Origin of the sequence: Tardiphaga alba, from assembly GCF_018279705.1 — a bacterium.
Taxonomy (GTDB): Bacteria; Pseudomonadota; Alphaproteobacteria; order Rhizobiales; family Xanthobacteraceae; genus Tardiphaga; species Tardiphaga alba.
Genome location: NZ_CP036498.1, coordinates 2162179 through 2180775 on the forward strand (window position 1 = coordinate 2162179; position 18597 = coordinate 2180775).

Annotated in this window: 14 protein-coding genes and 1 pseudogene; 7 read left to right on the forward strand and 8 right to left on the reverse strand. The window is 61.2% G+C overall.

Going from position 1 to position 18597, the window contains the following annotated elements:
* Positions 1-6: 6 nt before the first annotated feature.
* Positions 7-1428, forward strand: coding sequence for an adenosylhomocysteinase (gene ahcY / locus RPMA_RS10230; protein ID WP_211912710.1), 1422 nt, complete (start codon positions 7-9; stop codon positions 1426-1428).
* Positions 1429-1591: 163 nt separating this feature from the next.
* Here the strand turns inward: ahcY and RPMA_RS10235 are convergent, their stop codons facing one another.
* The 4 genes from RPMA_RS10235 to galE form a co-directional block, all read right to left on the reverse strand.
* On the reverse strand, positions 1592-2617 hold the full coding sequence (locus tag RPMA_RS10235; protein ID WP_211912711.1) for an LLM class flavin-dependent oxidoreductase: 1026 nt from the start codon (positions 2615-2617) through the stop codon (positions 1592-1594).
* An 82-nt stretch (positions 2618-2699) separates the two neighbouring features.
* Positions 2700-3398, reverse strand: a complete 699-nt coding sequence (locus RPMA_RS10240; protein ID WP_211912712.1) for a fumarylacetoacetate hydrolase family protein — start codon at positions 3396-3398, stop codon at positions 2700-2702.
* A gap of 63 nt (positions 3399-3461) precedes the next feature.
* On the reverse strand, positions 3462-5264 hold the full coding sequence (locus RPMA_RS10245; protein WP_211912713.1) for an ABC transporter ATP-binding protein: 1803 nt from the start codon (positions 5262-5264) through the stop codon (positions 3462-3464).
* 156 nt (positions 5265-5420) lie between these two features.
* Positions 5421-6434: a UDP-glucose 4-epimerase GalE gene (gene galE, locus RPMA_RS10250; protein WP_211912714.1), complete on the reverse strand. Its 1014-nt coding sequence runs from the start codon at positions 6432-6434 to the stop codon at positions 5421-5423.
* A gap of 117 nt (positions 6435-6551) precedes the next feature.
* On the opposite strand from galE, the gene RPMA_RS10255 reads away from it, so the two are divergent.
* Entirely contained in the window at positions 6552-7610 is a 1059-nt protein-coding gene (locus RPMA_RS10255; RefSeq protein WP_249225618.1) for a glycosyltransferase family 4 protein, read from the forward strand.
* Here RPMA_RS10255 and RPMA_RS10260 read toward each other — a convergent pair.
* Positions 7592-8125 (reverse strand): D-glycero-alpha-D-manno-heptose-1,7-bisphosphate 7-phosphatase, encoded by a 534-nt coding sequence (locus RPMA_RS10260; protein WP_211912716.1) that lies wholly within the window; start codon positions 8123-8125, stop codon positions 7592-7594. The genes RPMA_RS10255 and RPMA_RS10260 overlap by 19 nt on opposite strands.
* On the reverse strand, positions 8122-9195 hold the full coding sequence (gene waaF / locus RPMA_RS10265; protein WP_211912717.1) for a lipopolysaccharide heptosyltransferase II: 1074 nt from the start codon (positions 9193-9195) through the stop codon (positions 8122-8124). The genes RPMA_RS10260 and waaF overlap by 4 nt, the downstream gene beginning before the upstream one ends.
* A gap of 180 nt (positions 9196-9375) precedes the next feature.
* On the opposite strand from waaF, the gene rfaD reads away from it, so the two are divergent.
* The 3 genes and pseudogenes from rfaD (at position 9376) to RPMA_RS10280 (ending at position 13748) form a co-directional block, all read left to right on the forward strand.
* On the forward strand, positions 9376-10356 hold the full coding sequence (gene rfaD / locus RPMA_RS10270; protein WP_211912718.1) for an ADP-glyceromanno-heptose 6-epimerase: 981 nt from the start codon (positions 9376-9378) through the stop codon (positions 10354-10356).
* Positions 10357-10372: 16 nt separating this feature from the next.
* Positions 10373-11841: pseudogene (gene rfaE1 / locus RPMA_RS10275) on the forward strand (D-glycero-beta-D-manno-heptose-7-phosphate kinase).
* Entirely contained in the window at positions 11838-13748 is a 1911-nt protein-coding gene (locus RPMA_RS10280) for a polysaccharide biosynthesis protein (protein WP_211912719.1), read from the forward strand. Before rfaE1 ends, RPMA_RS10280 begins: the two are co-directional and overlap by 4 nt.
* Here RPMA_RS10280 and RPMA_RS10285 read toward each other — a convergent pair.
* The gene (locus RPMA_RS10285; protein ID WP_211912720.1) at positions 13745-14770 is read right to left on the reverse strand and encodes an MraY family glycosyltransferase; all 1026 of its coding nucleotides are present in this window, start codon (positions 14768-14770) and stop codon (positions 13745-13747) included. The genes RPMA_RS10280 and RPMA_RS10285 overlap by 4 nt on opposite strands.
* A 214-nt stretch (positions 14771-14984) precedes the next feature.
* Between RPMA_RS10285 and RPMA_RS10290 the strand changes: the two genes are divergently transcribed.
* Both RPMA_RS10290 and RPMA_RS10295 read left to right on the forward strand, forming a co-directional pair.
* The gene (locus RPMA_RS10290) at positions 14985-15977 is read left to right on the forward strand and encodes an NAD-dependent epimerase (protein WP_211912721.1); all 993 of its coding nucleotides are present in this window, start codon (positions 14985-14987) and stop codon (positions 15975-15977) included.
* A 40-nt stretch (positions 15978-16017) separates the two neighbouring features.
* The gene (locus RPMA_RS10295) at positions 16018-17430 is read left to right on the forward strand and encodes a mannose-1-phosphate guanylyltransferase/mannose-6-phosphate isomerase (protein ID WP_211912722.1); all 1413 of its coding nucleotides are present in this window, start codon (positions 16018-16020) and stop codon (positions 17428-17430) included.
* A gap of 702 nt (positions 17431-18132) precedes the next feature.
* On the opposite strand, the gene RPMA_RS10300 is transcribed toward RPMA_RS10295, so the two are convergent.
* The gene (locus RPMA_RS10300; protein WP_249225619.1) at positions 18133-18516 is read right to left on the reverse strand and encodes a hypothetical protein; all 384 of its coding nucleotides are present in this window, start codon (positions 18514-18516) and stop codon (positions 18133-18135) included.
* Positions 18517-18597: the final 81 nt, after the last annotated feature.

The window sequence follows — 18597 nt, forward strand, 5'->3', positions numbered from 1 at the left end:
TCCCCCATGGCCGCACCCGCCGGTTTCACCGACTACATCGTCAAGGACATTTCGCTCGCCGATTTCGGCCGCAAGGAGCTCTCGATCGCCGAGACCGAAATGCCGGGCCTGATGGCCACCCGTGAAGAATTCGGCCCGAAGCAGCCGCTGAAGGGCGCGCGCATCGCCGGCTCCCTGCACATGACCATTCAGACTGGCGTGCTGATCGAGACGCTGAAGGCGCTCGGCGCCGACATCCGCTGGGTCTCGTGCAACATCTATTCGACCCAGGACCACGCCGCCGCCGCGATCGCCGCTGCCGGCATTCCGGTGTTCGCCGTCAAGGGTGAAACGCTGAAGGATTACTGGGACTACACCGCCAAGCTGTTCGACTGGCATGGCGGTGGCCACCCGAACATGATCCTCGACGACGGCGGCGATGCCACCATGTATGTCCATCTCGGCCTGCGCGCCGAGAACGGCGACACCGCCTTCCTCGACAAGCCGGGTTCGGAAGAAGAGGAAGTGTTCTTCGCGCTGCTGAAGAAGCAGCTCAAGGAAAAGCCGAAGGGCTACTTCAAGGCGATCGCCGACTCGATCAAGGGCGTGTCGGAAGAAACCACCACGGGCGTGCATCGTCTGTACGACATGCAGAAGGCTGGCACGCTGCTGTGGCCCGCCATCAACGTCAACGACAGCGTCACCAAGTCGAAGTTCGACAACCTCTATGGTTGCCGTGAATCGCTGGTGGACGGCATCCGCCGCGGCACCGACGTCATGATGTCGGGCAAGGTCGCCATGGTCGCCGGCTTCGGTGACGTCGGCAAGGGCTCGGCCGCCTCGCTGCGCCAGGCCGGCTGCCGCGTGCTGGTGTCCGAAATCGATCCGATCTGCGCATTGCAGGCGGCGATGGAAGGCTATGAAGTCGTGACCATGGAAGACGCCGCGCCGCGCGCCGACATCTTCGTCACCGCGACGGGCAACAAGGACATCATCACCATCGAGCACATGCGCGCGATGAAGGATCGTGCCATCGTCTGCAACATCGGCCACTTCGACAACGAGATCCAGGTCGGTGCGCTGAAGAACCTGAAGTGGGACAACATCAAGCCGCAGGTCGACGAGATCACCTTCGCCGACGGCAAGCGTATGATCCTGCTGTCGGAAGGCCGCCTTGTGAATCTCGGCAACGCGACCGGTCACCCGTCCTTCGTGATGTCGGCGTCCTTCACCAACCAGACGCTGGCGCAGATCGAACTCTACGCCAACAACAAGGACAGCAAGTACAAGAAGGAAGTGTACGTGCTGCCGAAGTCGCTCGACGAGAAGGTCGCGCGCCTGCATCTCGCCAAGATCGGCGTCAAGCTCAGCACGCTCAGCAACGAGCAGGCCGCCTATATCGGCGTGAAGCAGGAAGGCCCGTTCAAGGCCGAGCACTACCGCTACTGAGTTCGGCGAGAGCTGAATAAGAAAAGCCCCGGAGCGATCCGGGGCTTTTTGTTTTGATGCTCTCCATTGTCGTCACCCGGCTTGACCGGGTGACCCAGTACACACTGCAGATTCGGTGTTTACTGGATCGCCCGGTCAGGCCGGGCGACGACAAGGAAATGCGTTACTTCAGCATCTCCCGCACCATCGGGATCACCTTGGTCCCGTACAGCTCGATGCAGCTCATCAGCTTCTCATGCGGCAGCGGGCCGGCGCTGTATTTCATGTCGAAGCGCGAGAGGCCGAGCGCCTTTGCCGTCTTCGCGATTTTCTTCGCCACGGTCTCGGGCGAACCGACATAGAGCGAGCCGTGATCGACTTCCTGATCGAATTCGCGGCGTTCCATCGGCGGCCAGCCGCGCTCCTTGCCGATGCGGTCGCGCATCTGCTTGTAGTCGCCCCAGATGTCCTCGCGCGCCTGTTCGTCGGTGGCTGCGATATAGCCGGGTGAATGCACGCCAATAGGTTTCACCGGGCGTTTAATCTCGGCATAGGCGCGGTGATAGAGATCGACATAGGGTTTGAAGCGCTTGGGATCGCCGCCGATGATGGCGAGCATCAAGGGCATGTCGTAGCGTACCGCGCGCACCACGGATTGCGGGCTGCCGCCGACGCCGATCCATGTGGTGAGGTTGCCGGTCTCGATGGGCGGATAGACGCGCTGATGGGTGAGCGGAGGGCGCGTGGTGCCGCTCCAGGTGACGTCCTCGCTGTTCACCAGCTCCGCAAACAGATCCAGCTTGTCCTCAAACAGGGTCTCGTAATCCTCGAGCTTGAATCCAAACAGCGGGAAGGACTCGGTGAACGAGCCCCGGCCGAGGATCACTTCGGCACGGCCATTGGATGCGGCATCAACTGTCGCAAAGCGCTGGAAGACGCGGATCGGATCGTCGGAGCTCAGCACCGTCACGGCCGATCCGAGACGGATGCGCTTAGTACGCGCAGCGATCGCCGCAAGCACGACTTCCGGTGCGGACACCGCAAAATCCGCGCGGTGATGTTCGCCGACGCCGAAGAAATCGACACCAAGCTGATCGGCGAGAACAGCTTCGTCGATGACGTTACGGATGACCTGGGCATGCGACAGCATCTGGCCGTCGGCGCCGCGCGTGACGTCGCCGAACGTGTCGAGACCGAGTTCGAGTGTCATGTGATGTATCCCGGGCTGAAAACGACAAAGGCCGCGCAGGATGCGCGGCCTTTTGATTTTTCTCGTCCAGCTTTGCTGGCGCTTACTTGGGTTCGCTGATCGCGAAGTTCAAGGTGCCGATACCGTCCACGCCGCAGGTGACCTTGTCGCCGGGATTGAGCGCAGCCACGCCCGCAGGCGTGCCGGTGAGGATGACGTCGCCGGCGCCGAGTTCGACCTGCAGCGACAGTTTCGAGATGATCTCGGCGATATTCCAGATCATTTCCGACAGGTCGCCCTTCTGGCGTTCGGTGCCGTTCACCGACAGCCAGATCTTGCCCTTGGACGGATGGCCGGACTTCGAAGCCGGGATCAGCGCGCCGGTGGGTGCCGACATGTCGAACGACTTGCCGATCTCCCAGGGCTGCTCTTTCTTGCGCGAAATGGTCTGCAGGTCGCGGCGGGTGAGATCGACGCTGACGCCGTAGCCCCAGACGTGATCGAGCGCCTGCTCGGGCGAGATGTTGAGGCCACCGCTCTTCAGCGCCACCAGTAGCTCGACCTCGTGCTGCATGTCCTTGGTCAGGGTCGGGTAGGGGATCACGCTGCCATCGGCCACCGCCATGTCGGCATGCTTGGCGAAGAAGAAGGGAGGGTTGCGCTCGTCATTGCCGAGCTCGCGGATGTGTTCGAGATAATTGCGGCCGACGCACCAGACGCGGCGGACCGGGAATTTGGCAGTCTCGCCCTGGACGGCAATGGCGGCCTGCGGCGGCTGTGGGATCACGTAGGAAGCGGTCATGAAGTTGATCTCAGACTGGTTGCAAGTGACGTTGATCCGCCGCGAGGCGGCCGGTGAAAGTTCTTACGCCGATGCGTCGAGCGGCGCCAGCGGGGAGGCCTCGCGATGCTGCAGGCGGAAGAAGGACGCATAGCGGCCATCTTGGCGCAGCAGGTCATCGTGGCGGCCGCGCTCGACGATCTCGCCACCTTCCACCACCAGGATCGCATCGGCATGCATGATGGTGTGCAGGCGATGCGCAATGACGATGGTGGTGCGGTTCTGGCAGAGATGCTCGATGGCTTCCTGCACCGATTTTTCGGATTCGGAATCGAGCGCTGCGGTTGCCTCATCCAGCAGGATCAGCGGCGCATTCTTCACCAGCGCGCGGGCGATGGCGATGCGCTGGCGCTGGCCGCCTGAGAGCGTGGTGCCATGCTCGCCCACCGGCGTGTTATAGCCGAGCGGGAAGCTGAGGATGAAATCATGGGCGCAGGCAGCCCGGGCCGCGGCGACGATGTCGTCCTCGGTGGCGCCCGGCCGACCGAAGGCGATGTTGTCGCGAATGGTGCCCCGGAACATGTAGACGTCCTGGCCGACATAAGCGGTCTGGCCGCGCAGCGAGCGGCGGGAGACGTCGGCGGTGTTCTGGCCGTCGATGATGATCTGGCCTTCGGAGACTTCGTACATGCGCAGCAGCAGCGCCAGCACGGTGGACTTGCCGCCGCCGGAAGGGCCGACCAGCGCGGTCATCTTGCCGGGCTCGGCTGTGAAGCTCATGCGGTTGAGCACGATCTCGCCGGGGCGATAGCGGAAGGTGACGTCGCGCAGCTCGACGCGGGCGTCATTGAGTTTCAGCGCCGGCTTGTGGTCGTCATTGGGCTCGGTGGCGGGGCTATCGACGATCTCCAGCAGCGTGTGCGCGCCGATCAGCTGGCTGTTGAGGTCGATATTCAAGCGCGCAAGCCGCTTGGCCGGCTCATAAGCGAGCAGGAATGCAGTGATGAACGAGAAGAACTGGCCGGGCGTCGCGCCCATCTCGACCACGCGGTAGCCGCCATACATCAGCGCGCCGGCAATGGCGAAGCCGCCAAGGGTTTCCATCAGCGGCGACGAACGGCTGGAGACGCGCGCCATCTTGTTGGCGTTCTGCTCGACGGAGGTGATGCTGGCTTCCATGCGGGCCTGCATCGTCTGCTCGAGCGTGAAGGCCTTGACCGTGCGGATGCCCTGCAGCGATTCCTGCATGACTTCGAGAATCTCGGTCGTGCCGGTGAACTGATTTCGCGCGAGACCCTTGATGCGGCGGACGAGCTTGCGCAGCACCAGGATCGCGGGTGGCGCCACCAGGAAGCCGGTGATCGCCATATAGGGATCCTGCATCACCATCACGCTGACCAGCGCGATCAGCGACAGCAGATCGCGGCCGACCGCGTTGATCAGCAGGTTCAGCACCTGCGTCACCGAATTGGCGCCGGCGGTGAGGCGCTGCAGGAATTCGGACGAATGGCGCTCCGAGAAGAAGCCGATGCTCTCGCTCATAAGCTTGGCGAACAGCCGGCGCTGGTTGTTGGCGACGATGGCGTTGGAGATCTTGGACAGGATCACCGTATGGCCATAGGTGGCAGCACCCTTGGCCAGGAAAATGAGGACCACGAAGCCGGAGAACAGCGCGATGCGCTCGATGCTCCGGTCCACATAGGCCTGGTTGATGACCTCGCCCAGCATATAGGCGGAGGACGCGGTGGCGCCGGCCGAGACGGCCATCAGCAGGAAGGCGGCGAGGTAGCCGCGCCAATAGGTGGCGGCCTGCTCGGTGATCAGCCGGCGGATCAGCGCCCAGGCGCCATAGGGGTCGTCAGTGACTTTGCGTGTAACTTTGGCCATCCGCGGTCCAGAGGCGGCCAGGCAGGAGCTTGCCAGGGGCCCATTCGCGTTGCGAAACAGCCGCCTGATTGCCCGTTAAAGCGCAGATTTTCAAGCCAAATTCGGGCTTGTCAGGACTTTGTTAACCCGTTGCTCGAACCGAGGCACCTGCCGGAATCAGGCCGATTTCGCCATCAGTTCGACCCCGAAGCGCTCTCGGGCGAGTTTCTCCTCCCAGGCGAGCGCGTGGCGGGCGATGGTTTCCAGGTCGTCGTATTGCGGTGTCCAGTTAAGGGTGGCGCGGATACGTGACGTGTCGGCGATCATGGTCATGATGTCGCCGTCGCGCCGCGGGGCATATTGGACGGCGAAATTGCGGCCGGAGGCGCGGCGGACGGCTTCGATGGTTTCCAGCACGGAATAGCCGCGGCCATAGCCGCAATTCAGCGTTGTGGAGGTTCCGCCTTCGCGCAGATAAGCGAGCGCGGCGCGGTGCGCCTGCACGAGGTCGCTGACATGAATGAAGTCGCGGATGCAGCTTCCGTCCGGTGTCGGATAATCAGTGCCGTAGACGTCGATCTTGTTGCGCTGGCCGGTGGCGGCCTCGACGGCGATCTTGAGCAGATGCGTCGCGCCCATGGTGGCAAGGCCGGTCCGGCCCTGCGGATCGGCGCCGGCGACGTTGAAGTAGCGCAGCACGACGAATTCCATGCCATAGGCCGGCGCAATGTCATGCAACATGATCTCGGTCATCAGCTTCGATGAACCGTAAGGCGACAGCGGCCGCGTCGGCGCTTCTTCGGCAACGGGGGTGATGTCCGGATTGCCGTAAACGGCGGCGGTGGACGAAAAGATGAAGCGCTTCACGCCGCATTTCACGGCTGCATTGAGCAGGTTGCGCGAGGTCGCGGTGTTGTTGCGATAGTAGGCAAGCGGATCGCGCATGGATTCCGGCACGACGACGGAGCCGGCGAAATGAATGATGGCATCAATGCCATGGGCGTTGATCACGCCCTCGACGAGATTCTCGTCGGCGACATCGCCGATGAACAGCGGAACGCCTTCGGGCAGATAGGTGGAGAAGCCGGTGGACAGATTGTCGATGACAACGACGCTCTCGCCGGCCTCGACCAGCGCATGCACCATGTGACTTCCGATATAGCCGGCACCGCCGGTGACCAGAACCGTCATTGGATTGATCCACTCTCCCACTTTTGAGAGACGCTAGACCGTCTGCGGTGAAGAGTGGGTTTCGGCGTGGGGTTACTGGTCTCTATGCTTAATGTTGCGTATAGGAACTGTGTCGAGATGGAGTGCTCTGTGCCGATTGCGGACAAAACAGCCGGAAAATTGCAGGTGATCATCACAAATCTGCATTGGCGCTACTCCGGTGTGACAGCGACCAACCGGATGGTGGCACCGAAGATTGCCGGGATGATCGATGCCGCATGGCTCGGCTCCGATGCGCCCGACGGAATCCGGCGCATGGGCGTCGGCGAATTGCTGTCATTGTGGATGCGACGCGCGCCGGTGATCTGGCATGCGCGGCGCAACAACGAAATGATCGTCGGTGTTTTGCTCCGCGCGCTCGGCTGGCCGCTGAAGCTGCTGTTCACATCGGCGGCGCAGCGCCATCACAGCTGGATCACGCGCTGGCTGATCCGCCGCATGGACGCAATCATCGCCACGTCGGATGTTTCGGCCTCCTATCTCAAGCGTGACGCGACGGTGGTGACGCATGGCGTCGATACCGAGCGCTATGTGCCTCCAGCTGATCGTGCCGCAGCCTTCGCCGAAGCAAAGCTGCCGGGCCGTTACGCGATCGGTTGCTTCGGCCGCGTGCGCGCGCAGAAGGGGACCGATCTGTTCGTCGATGCCATGTGTGCCTTGCTGCCGCGCTATCCCGATTTTTCGGCGGTGATCGTTGGCGCAATCACGCCGGACCAGATCGGATTCGCCAACGAGTTACGCAAGAAGATCGCTGATGCCGGTCTGCAGGATCGCATCCTCATCACCGGCGAATTGCCGATCGAAGAGGTCGAGCGCTGGTATCGTCGCCTGACGATCTACGCATTCACGTCCCGCAACGAAGGCTTTGGCCTCACGCTCATCGAAGCCATGTCGGTGGGCGCCGCCCTCGTCGCCACGCGCGCCGGTGCTGCCGAACTGGCGGTGGAGCAAGGCGTGACCGGAACGCTGGTCCCGACCGGCGATGCCGACGCTCTCGCAAATGCGCTGGAGCCATTGATGCGCGATCCGGATGCTGCGGCCGCCATGGGCCAGCGCGGCCGCCAGCGCGTACTGGAACGATTCAGCCTGGACGCCGAAGCCCGCAACATCGCTGCGGTCTATCGCAGGCTGATCTGACCTTTCAGGATATCGGCCACGAAGGCATCGAGGTCGCCGCCGGCGAACAGGAAGCCGGGGAGATGGGCTGCCGTGGCTGCTTCGATATCGCTGTCGCGGTCGCCGATGACAAAACTGCCTTTTGTGATCACCGGCCAGTGCTGCATCAGGTCGAGGATCATGCCGGGCTTCGGTTTCCGCCACGGGTGATCTTCGAGATAGCCTTCGACCGTGCCGCTCGGATGATGCGGGCAGTAGCGCACGTCGTCGATGCGTGCGCCGTCCTTCGCGAGTTCGCTGCGCATCCAGTCGAGCAGGGTATTCAGCTCGGCTTCGGTGAAATAGCCGCGCGCGACGCCGGATTGATTGGTGAAGACGAAGACGTGATAGCCGGCGTCGTTGAGCCGCTTCACGGCTTTCGCCGCATTCGGCATCCAGCGGATTTTTTCGGGATGACCGACATAGTTGTCGTCGTAATTCAGCACGCCATCGCGATCGAGAATCGCGGCGGGCTTCGGCTGCTTGATCGATGTCATGAGAGCAAGCTGTCGGCTGCGGCTTTCGCCATGACACCCTCGATGATGTCGGCCACGTCACGCGCCGGGATGTCGCGCATGCAGGCGTGATTGTTCATATGGCAGATCGGCGTGTGGCAGGGCTGACAAGGCACGACGGTTTTGGTCTGCACGGTGGCGGCGAGCGGATTGAGCGGGCCCCACAATTGCGGACTGGTCGGACCGAAAATCCCGATGGTCGGCGTGCCGACTGCGGCGGAGATATGCATCAGGCCGGAATCATTGGCCACGGCTGCCTTGGCGGCGGCCATGCCGATCACGCCATTGCGCAGGTCGTTGGTGGTCAGGTCGCGCGCTTTGGGGCCCGCGGCGGCGATGATCTCATTGGCGAGGTCTTTCTCGCCGGGGCCGCCGATGACCCAAACATCGTAGCCGCGTTCCACCAGCAGCTTTGCCGCCTCGGGATAATAGGTCCAGCGCTTCGACGAGCCGACCGAGCCCGGGCCGAGTGCGACCGCCGGACCGTTGCCGAGATTGTTAGCCTGCCGCCAGCGTGCGATCTCGTCGGCCGGCACCCGGAAGTCCGGAACGGGCCATTCGGTCGGCAGATCTGTGTCGGGCGGCAGCGCCAACGCGCATTTGCGGTCGATCATGCGTGCGAGCTTCTTCTCGCCCCAGCGCCAGTCATTGAGGAGGCCGAACCGCACCTCGCCGACAAAGCCGACGCGTTCGGGGATGCCCGCCAAGGCGGGGGCGAGGGCGGATTTCCAGGTCCGCGGCATGACGAGGGCCGTGCCGTAGTTCCGTTCACGAAGAAGCGCTGCGAGTTCCCACTGTTTGGTGAGCGCCAGCTGTCGTCGGGGGAGGTCCCAGACGATCCCGCTCCGCACCCCAGGCATGTAATCCACCAGCGGTGCGACCAGTTTCGTCACCAGGATATCGATGGGGCGGTTGGGCCAGCGCTGTTTCAACACCCGCACCACCGTGTGGCCGCGGACGAAATCACCGATCCACATATACGGGATGAGCAGGATCGGGCGGGTGTCCGCCTTATCCACCGTCACGCCGGCATATGGGGTATTTCCGTTCATTCTTTCAAAGACTTCGTCTAAAATTACGGAGCAAGTCGGTAGCCCGTCCGTCCCACCACGTAAAGCAAATTGCAGAGGTTTAAAGCCCTCTCCACGGGCAGTCCGCTGTGTGCGGGCCGAAGTTGCTTGACGGGCGGGACTAAGGCAAAGGTGACGGCGCAAAAGGCAATCGGGGATTTCATGCTACTTGTGACCGGAGGAGCCGGCTTCATCGGATCGAACGTCGTGGCGGCGCTGAATGACGCCGGGCGAGCGGATGTCGCCGTTTGCGACTTTCTCGGCCATGACGGCAAGTGGCAAAATCTGGCCAAGCGTCAATTGGCCGATGTGGTGCCGCCGGCCGAGCTGATGGGCTGGCTGCAGGGGCGCCGGCTCGATGCCGTCATCCACATGGGGGCAATCTCGGCGACCACCGCGACCGATGGCGACCTGGTGATCGAGACGAACTTTCGGCTGTCGATGCGTCTGCTGGACTGGTGCACCGATAACGGCGTGCCATTCATCTACGCGTCCTCTGCAGCGACCTATGGGGATGGAGAGCAGGGGTTCCGTGACGCCGACACGGTGCCCGCGTTGAAGCTGCTCCGCCCGATGAACCTCTATGGCTGGAGCAAGCACCTGTTCGATCTCGCAGTTGCCGAGCGGGTCGCCCGGGGCGAGCGGATGCCGCCGCAATGGGTCGGGTTGAAGTTCTTCAACGTGTTCGGCCCGAACGAATATCACAAGGGCGGCATGATGAGCGTGCTGACCCGGCGCTTTGATGACATCAAGGCCGGTCGCGATATCCAGCTATTCAAGTCGCATTGCGAGGGGATCGCGGATGGCGACCAGCGCCGCGATTTCATCTATGTCGAGGATGTGGTCCGCGTCATCACCTGGCTGCTGGCGTCGCGTCAGGTCTCCGGCATCTACAATGTCGGTACCGGCATCGCGCGCAGCTTCAAGGATCTCATGCTGGCAGCCTATGCTGCACTCGGCATCGCGCCGAAAATCTCCTATATCGACATGCCCGAGCAGATTCGTGGCAGCTACCAGTACTTCACGCAGAGCGAAGGCGCCCGCTTGCAGGCCGCCGGCTACAATGGCGGCTTCACTCCGCTGGAAGATGCTGTGGCGCACTATGTGAAGTCCCACCTCGATCAGGCCGATCGATTCCGCTGACGCAAAGGCCGCTGTGATGTTCGATTTCGACGCTTTGTCGCATGCGATCGCGAAGCAGACCGTTCTCTGCATCGGCGATCTCATGCTGGACGAATTCGTCTATGGCGAGGTATCGCGGATTTCGCCGGAAGCACCGGCCCCCGTGATTGCCGCACAGCGCAGCGAGATCGTTGTCGGTGGCGCCGGCAATGTTGCGCGGAACATTGCTGCGCTGGGAGCCAAGTGCATTTTCGTCGGACTGATCGGTGCCGATGATGCCGCGGTCACGCTGAAAAATGCGCTCGGACGGGAGAGCCGGATCGAGGCGCTGCTGGTTGCCGACGCATCGCGCCCGACAACCCGAAAAGTGCGTTTTGTCTCCGAGCACTTCTCCACGCATATGCTGCGTGCAGACTGGGAACTGGCAGCGCCTGCATCGGCGGAGGTCGAAAAGCAGCTGCTCGACACCATTCTCCCACAAGTCGCGCGCGCCGATATCGTATTATTTTCGGACTACGCCAAAGGTGTGCTGACAGCACGCGTGATCCGTAACGTCATCGACGTCGCCAAAGCGCTGGGAAAACGCATCATCGTTGATCCGAAGAGCGCAAATTTCGCGATCTATCGTGGTGCCACGCTGCTGACGCCAAATCGCAAGGAATTTGCCGAAGCGACGCGCAGCCGCGCAAATGATGACGCGGCCATCGCCCATGCGGCCCAGGAGGCGATGATCCTCGCCGATTGCTCGGCGATGCTGGTGACCCAGAGCGAGCACGGCATGACGCTGGTGGTTCGCGATGGAGATGCAGTTCATGTTCCGGCGCTGCCTGTGAAAGTGCGCGACGTGTCCGGCGCGGGGACACGGTTGCCGCGACACTGGCGGTGGCGCTGGCAGCGGGAGCGGATTGGGAAGCGGCATTGCGGATGGCGTCTGCCGCTGCGGCCGTTGCGGTCAGCAAAAAGGGAACTGACGTGGTGACGACGCAGGAACTGCGTCGCAAGATGTTGCCGCATGCCATGCTCGCAGCTGAAGACAAGATCGTCGCGACAGATGAACTCGAGCAACGGTTGGCCGGGTGGCGCCGCGAGCGATTGCGGATCGGCTTCACCAATGGCTGTTTTGACATCCTGCATCCCGGTCATGTGAAGGTGCTCACAGCTGCACGGGCATCCTGTGACCGGTTGATCGTTGGTCTGAACAGCGACGCGTCCATCAAGCGCCTCAAAGGCCAGGATCGTCCGGTACAGAGCGAGCGTGCAAGGGCCGAAGTCCTCGCGGCTTTGGAGGCGGTTGACTTGGTCGTCGTCTTCGAAGAGGACACGCCGATCAACTTGATTACGCAAATCCGGCCACTGACTTTGATCAAGGGTGGGGACTACACACGAGAACAGGTAGTCGGTCACGACGTCGTCGCAGCCTATGGTGGCGAGGTTCTACTCGTTGATATTCTTCAAGGCCACAGCACGACTTCGCTGGTCGAGCGTGCGCGCAGCGGACAGTCATGACGAGGATTTCGAATTTTAGCGCTCGCAACTGGATGATTGCGGCCCATGATGCCATCGTCACTGTGGCTGCGGTGCTGATCAGCTTTATGCTGCGGTTTGACGGTGAAAATCTCTGGGAGCGGCTGCCGCTTGTCGCCAGGATTCTACCTTACTTCGTGATCTTCAGCTTCTTCGTTTGTTACGTCTTCAATCTGACGACGACGAAGTGGCGCTTCATTTCGCTGCCGGATCTGCTGAACATCATCAAGGCGTCAACGGTTCTGACCGGGGCGCTTCTGGTTCTCGACTACGTGTTCCTGGCGCCAAACGTTTACGGCACCTTCTTCCTCGGCAAGACGACGATCGTCATCTACTGGTTCATCCAGATATTCTTCCTGAGCGGCGCGCGCTTGGCATACCGCTATTTCCGCTACACGCGCACGCGCAATCAGGCGCGCGCGATGGATGCTGCACCAGCGCTCTTGATCGGCCGTGCCGCCGATGCCGAAGTGTTTTTGCGCGGCATCGAGAGCGGTGCGGTGAAGCGGATGTGGCCGATCGGCATCGTGTCACCGGCGGCCTCGGATCGTGGTCAGGCGATCCGCGGCGTGCCGGTGCTTGGCGGGCTGGACGATCTCGGCAACATCATCGACGATTTCAAGGGACGCGAGCGCCCGATCGAACGTGTTGTGATGACACCTTCGGCGTTCGAGGATGAGGCCCAGCCGGAATCGATCCTGATGAAGGCGCGCAAGCTTGGCCTCGCGGTCAGTCGCATTCCGTCGCTGGAGGAAAGCCGGGACAAACCACAATTGGCGCCGGTTGCCGTCGAAGATCTGTTGCTCCGCCCAAGCGTCAAGATCGACTATGAGCGGCTGGAGGGCTTCATTCGCGGAAAGGCGATCGTGGTCACCGGCGGCGGCGGCTCGATCGGCTACGAGATGTGCGATCGCGTGGTGACCTTCGGAGCGTCGCGGCTTCTGGTCATCGAGAATTCCGAGCCTGCACTTCATGCAGCCATGGAAAAACTGTCGGAGAAGGTGAGCTCGGCCACGATCGAAGGGCGCATCGCGGATGTGCGTGATCGCGCGCGTATTCATCAGCTTCTGATGGCGTTCAAGCCCGATGCGGTCTTTCATGCTGCGGCGTTGAAGCATGTTCCCATTCTCGAACGCGATTGGGGCGAGGGGGTCAAAACCAATATTTTCGGCTCGGTCAATGTGGCCGATGCGGCCCTGGCGTCCGGCGCCGAGGCGATGGTGATGATCTCGACCGACAAGGCGATCGAGCCGGTCTCGATGCTCGGCCTGACCAAGCGCTTTGCGGAGATGTATTGTCAGGCGCTCGATGGCGACATGAGCGCCAGCGCTACAGCTAAACCGCGTATGCGGTTGATCTCGGTCCGTTTCGGAAACGTGCTCGCATCGAATGGCTCGGTCGTGCCGAAATTCAAGGCGCAGATCGAAGCGGGTGGCCCCGTCACAGTCACGCATCCCGATATGGTGCGTTACTTCATGACGATCCGCGAAGCCTGCGATCTGGTCGTCACCGCCGCGACCCATGCGATGAACTCCCAGCATGCCGATGCATCGGTTTACGTGCTCAGCATGGGCCAGCCGGTCAAGATCGTCGATCTGGCGGATCGCATGATCCGGTTGTCCGGTCTGCAGCCCGGTTACGACATCGATATCGTGTTTACAGGCGTGCGGCCGGGTGAGCGCATGCATGAAATCCTGTTCGCCAAGCAGGAGCCGACCAGCGAGATCGGCGTTGCCGGCGTCATGGCTGCGCGGCCGAATGAGTTGCCGCTCGTCACGATCAACAAGTGGCTCGAAACCTTGAAATCAGCGATCGATAGCGATCAGCAGGATGTGGTTGTCGCCACGTTGAGGTCGGCTGTTCCGGAATATCAGGTGGAATTACACTAACCTGCTTGCCGGTTTCGCAAGGTGCCGAACTGACGAAGAACAAGAGATACGGATCCTGCGCCCACCAAAAGCACGACAATGTCAGATACCGCTCCCGGCAGATAGATGGACAAGCCGGCAAGCGATGCCAGTCCGATATTCAGCAGGAAAACACGCTGCACCACGTCTTGCACGGAATATCCGTTGTCCGTGGCCCGCTGGTAGAAATGAGAGCGATGAGCGATCCAGAAGGGCTCGCGCCGTGCCATTCGTCGCAGCAGGGTGATCGTCGCGTCACAAAGATAATAGAGCGGCAGCAGGATCGCTGCGGCGAGATGTCCGGCGTAAGCGAGCTCCAGAAAACACCACGCGAGCAACAGGCCGATGGGCAGGCTGCCCACGTCGCCTAGAAACAATTTTGCGACAGGTTTATTGAACGGTGCAAAGCCCAGCATGGCGCCGCACAGGGCGGCTGCGAGAAAAGCGGTCGGTAGCGGGATCGCGCTGGCGAATCCCATCAAGGCCAAGGCCGCTGTCACCGGGACGACTTCCGCGACGGTGATCCAGTCCAGTCCATCCATGAAGTTGGTGAGGTTGACGAACCAGAGAGCCGCCACGAGCAACAAGGCGCGTTCGAGCCAAAGCGGCAATATGGGAGTAATCTGGTTCTGACCCGGCAAAACGAGAAGGATGGCCAGGATACAGAGAGCTTGCAGACCCAGCCGCGGTAGCACCGGCATTGGCCGGAGATCGTCGATCGCCCCGACCGTCGCAATCGTCACGGTAGAGCCAAACAACACCCATAACGTCAGCGATGGCGACGCGAACCACACGACCGCGATGCCGGCTACGAGCAGCGAGGCCGCAATGACCGCGATCCCTGCGCCTTGTGGCGTCGGAATACGATGCGACGAGCGTGCGTTCGGCCGCGCCAGGGCATAGCGAACGAGCAGAGGGTGAATGGCGCGAATGCACGCGGCAGACAGGATCGCGGCGGCAATGACGAGCGCGATCAGCGCGGCGATGGTCTCAGATGGCGACATGGGGATGACGAGCGGACAACGATGTTGAGAATTGCAGCAAGCTATGCATGGCGGGTTTTATAGCGGCATTCTCAAGCATGACCACAGGGCGAGGTCGCGGTTCTGACGCAATCGGATGCTGCGATGCAGAAATGTTGCAGTATTCGCGTCCAAATGGCTAGTGGATGCGTAGGGGAGCCGCGTATTGCGGTTTTTCCGGTAAATTGAGGGCGTGATGTCCGATCGAACCATTCTGGTGACGGGTGCTGCAGGTTTCATCGGATTTCATGTTGCGCGGCAGTTGCTGGCGGAGGGCTACACCATTGTTGGCCTCGACAGCGTCAATGATTATTACGACCCCGCCCTGAAAGAGGCCCGTCTCGCGCAACTTCTGGTTCATCCGGGCTTCACCTTCGTCAAAGCGAATCTTGCCGATCGTGCAGCGCTGCTGGATCTGATGGCCACGCACAAGTTTCCGGTGGTGATCCATCTCGCGGCGCAGGCCGGCGTCCGCTATTCGATCGACAATCCCCACGCTTATGCCGATGCCAATCTCGAAGGCTTCCTGAATGTCCTCGAAGGTTGCCGTCACAATGATTGCAGGCATCTGCTTTATGCGTCGTCGTCGTCGGTTTATGGCGCCAATAAAAAGAAGCCGTTCTCAGTAGAAGACCGCGTCGACAATCCGATCAGTCTTTACGCGGCGACCAAGAAAGCAAATGAGTTGATGGCGCATTCCTATAGCCATCTCTATCGCCTGCCCACGACAGGGCTTCGGTTCTTTACGGTTTACGGCCCGTGGGGACGGCCGGATATGGCGATGTTCCTGTTCACCAAAGCGATCATCGAGAGAACGCCGATCAAGCTGTTCAATCACGGTGATATGCGGCGCGACTTCACATATGTCGATGACGTGGTCAGCGTGATCGGCCGGCTGATCGACCATGTGCCCGCTGGCAATAGCGACGAGGCGCCCGCACGCATCTACAATGTCGGAAACCACAAGCCGGAAGACTTGATGCACGTGGTGAAGGTTCTGGAAGCGGAGCTTGGGCTCGAAGCCATCAAGACGATGCTGCCCATGCAGCCCGGCGATGTGCCCGAGACATTTGCGGATGTCGATGACCTGATGCGCGATGTCGGCTTCAAGCCTGACACGTCGATCGAAAATGGCATTCGGCATTTCGTGACCTGGTATCGCGGGCATTACGGTAATCTTGGCGCGTAAGCAGCTAACGCCCTGTAAGACGGAAGAGGCCGACCGAACGATGAGCAAGCGCATCATTCCTTTGATCATGTGTGGCGGTGCTGGAACGCGGCTTTGGCCTTCGTCGCGCGAGGGGAGGCCGAAGCAGTTTCTGCCGCTGTTCGGAGCGCGCTCGACCTTTCAGGATACGATCCTGCGGATCTCCGATCCCGAATTGTTCGATCGTCCTATCGTCATCACCAGCGAGGCGTACCGCTTCATGGTGCGCGAGCAACTCGCCGAAATAGACTGCGAGGCCGATATTCTTCTTGAGCCGGCCCGCCGCGATTCCGGTCCCGCGATCGCTGCAGGCGCTGCTTTTGCGGCCAGCCGCGATGAGGGTGCGGTGGTCCTCGCATTGGCGGCTGATCATGTCGTGCGCGATGTGCCGGCCTTTGTCGCCGCATGCCGCGCTGGCCTGGTTGAAGCCAATGCAGGTCACATCGTGACCTTTGGTGTCACACCTGAGCGCCCCGCGATCGAGTATGGCTATATCTCGCCGGGCGATGGCTTGTCTGGAGAGGTGAAGCGCGTCGCCAGTTTCGTCGAGAAGCCGGACCTCGAAATTGCGACGCGTTATGTCGAAGCGGGCTATCTCTGGAATAGCGGTAACTTCATGTTCCGCGCGTCGATCCTGCTCGACGAGTATCGCAGCGTCGATGCGGAGAGCGTCGAGACGATTTCAAAGGCAGTGAAGAATGCAGGCCGCGACCTCGGCTTCTTCACGCTCGATCCGGACGCCTTCAAAGCGGCACGCGCCATTTCCATCGATTATGCCGTGATGGAAAAGACCGCGAAAGCGGCGGTGGTGCCGGTCTCATGCGGATGGTCGGATGTCGGCTCCTGGCTTGCCGTGTGGGAGCTGTCCGACAAGGATGCCCAGGGCAATGCCGCGCAGGGCATAGCCGTGTTCGAGGATGCGCACAATTGCCATGTCGCCAGCGATGGTCCTGTGGTCGCACTCGAAGGTGTCGAAGATCTCGTTGTCGTGGCGACGCAGGATGCTGTGCTGGTGTCCCGGCAAAAGGATGCCAACAATCTCAAGCGGCTTGTCGCCAAGCTGAAAACAGCTGCGCCGCGTGTCACTGCCGATCACCTGACCACGCATCGGCCTTGGGGCTCGGTGCAGGCATTGGAGGACGGTGAGCGCTATCAGGTCAAGCGCCTGGTGGTGAGGGCGGGCGAACGCATGTCGCTGCAGATGCACCATCATCGATCCGAACACTGGATCATCGTGCGCGGCACGGCGAAGGTGACGCTGAACGACGACGTGAAGATGATGCACGAGAACGAGTCGATCTACATTCCGATGGGCATGACTCACCGTCTTGAGAATGCCGGCAAGATACCGCTCGAACTCATCGAGGTGCAGACCGGCAGCTATCTCGGCGACGACGACATCGTGCGGATCGAGGATGATTACAAGCGCAGCTAGCGTGGTCGATGCGCGCGCTGATGGGAGCCCGTCACATCATGACGGTGTGTGGCTCTCGAAACGATCGACTGCGCGTGCGGCCGAATTGTAGTAACCTGTGATTGAGCTTGATCTCCCGTGGTGACTTTGGCAGTCTGACACGAGTTTTTCCGCGGCTTGCTGGGGGGCTCTATGTCCAGATTGTTTTCGAAAAGCTTGATTGGCGCAGTTGTTCTAGCGGGCTGTTTGTCCGCCGGCAGCGCGCATGCATTCGGTGACAGGCCATACTGGCCCGGTTTGGGCTATGAGTATGAGCCGCAGATCGCATCGGGCTGCTGGAAATGGAATTGGCAGCAGCACAGCTGGTACGATCATTGTCCTGTTTATGTGCGCCCGAAAGCTAATATGTATTCGCGTGGCAGGTCGGTCTTGCGGGTGCGCGGCTGAGCGTGAGATTTCTGCAGAGAACGGATTTGAAAGCGAACTCGCACACCGAAGTCTGATAGCGGAAATCTCCGCTGTCAGCGAATATCGTGACGCCAGAGTGGAAGCGCATGCAGCACCTGATGCTGCTCCCCTTCAATCGATGCGATGTATCTCGGCAAAATATCGCGGCAAACAGCGATCCTGTCGGCGCCGCCGATATTTCAGCGACGGCGATTATCATCGCACCCAGCGGTCTCGACATCCGGCCCCTGGCAACGGATGTCGAAGTCTGTTTGATCAGGATCCTAGGACGGTGCAGCCCACCGAGCTGTCCTTGCTTAGATACAGCAGGGCATTTTCCCGCAGGCCGTCAAACCAGATTCCCTTGCCGATGTAGCGGTATCCCACTCCCATCGGTACAAGCCTGACATAGGCCGAACGCTGCGGTGCCAGCTGGATTCGGGCGGTAACAATCTCCCCTGCGACACTGACGGCGATCGGGCAAACCGGATACTGGCGGCCGTTTTCGCAGCTCAATGCAACCTCTGCGCAGCTTCCGATGACTGCGCCCCCGGCGGGTGTCAGGCCGAGATCGGCTGCTTTAGCCGCATTCGGAGTGCCGGCGATAAGCCCCAAAATAAGGGCTAAGGCGCTGATTTTAATGGCGAAATCAAATCTCATTGCGGTTCCCCAGCGAAGTCCTCGGCACCACCATTAGTTAACGGGAGGCCGACGTCAACAAAGTTCCTTATCGCGCTCTGC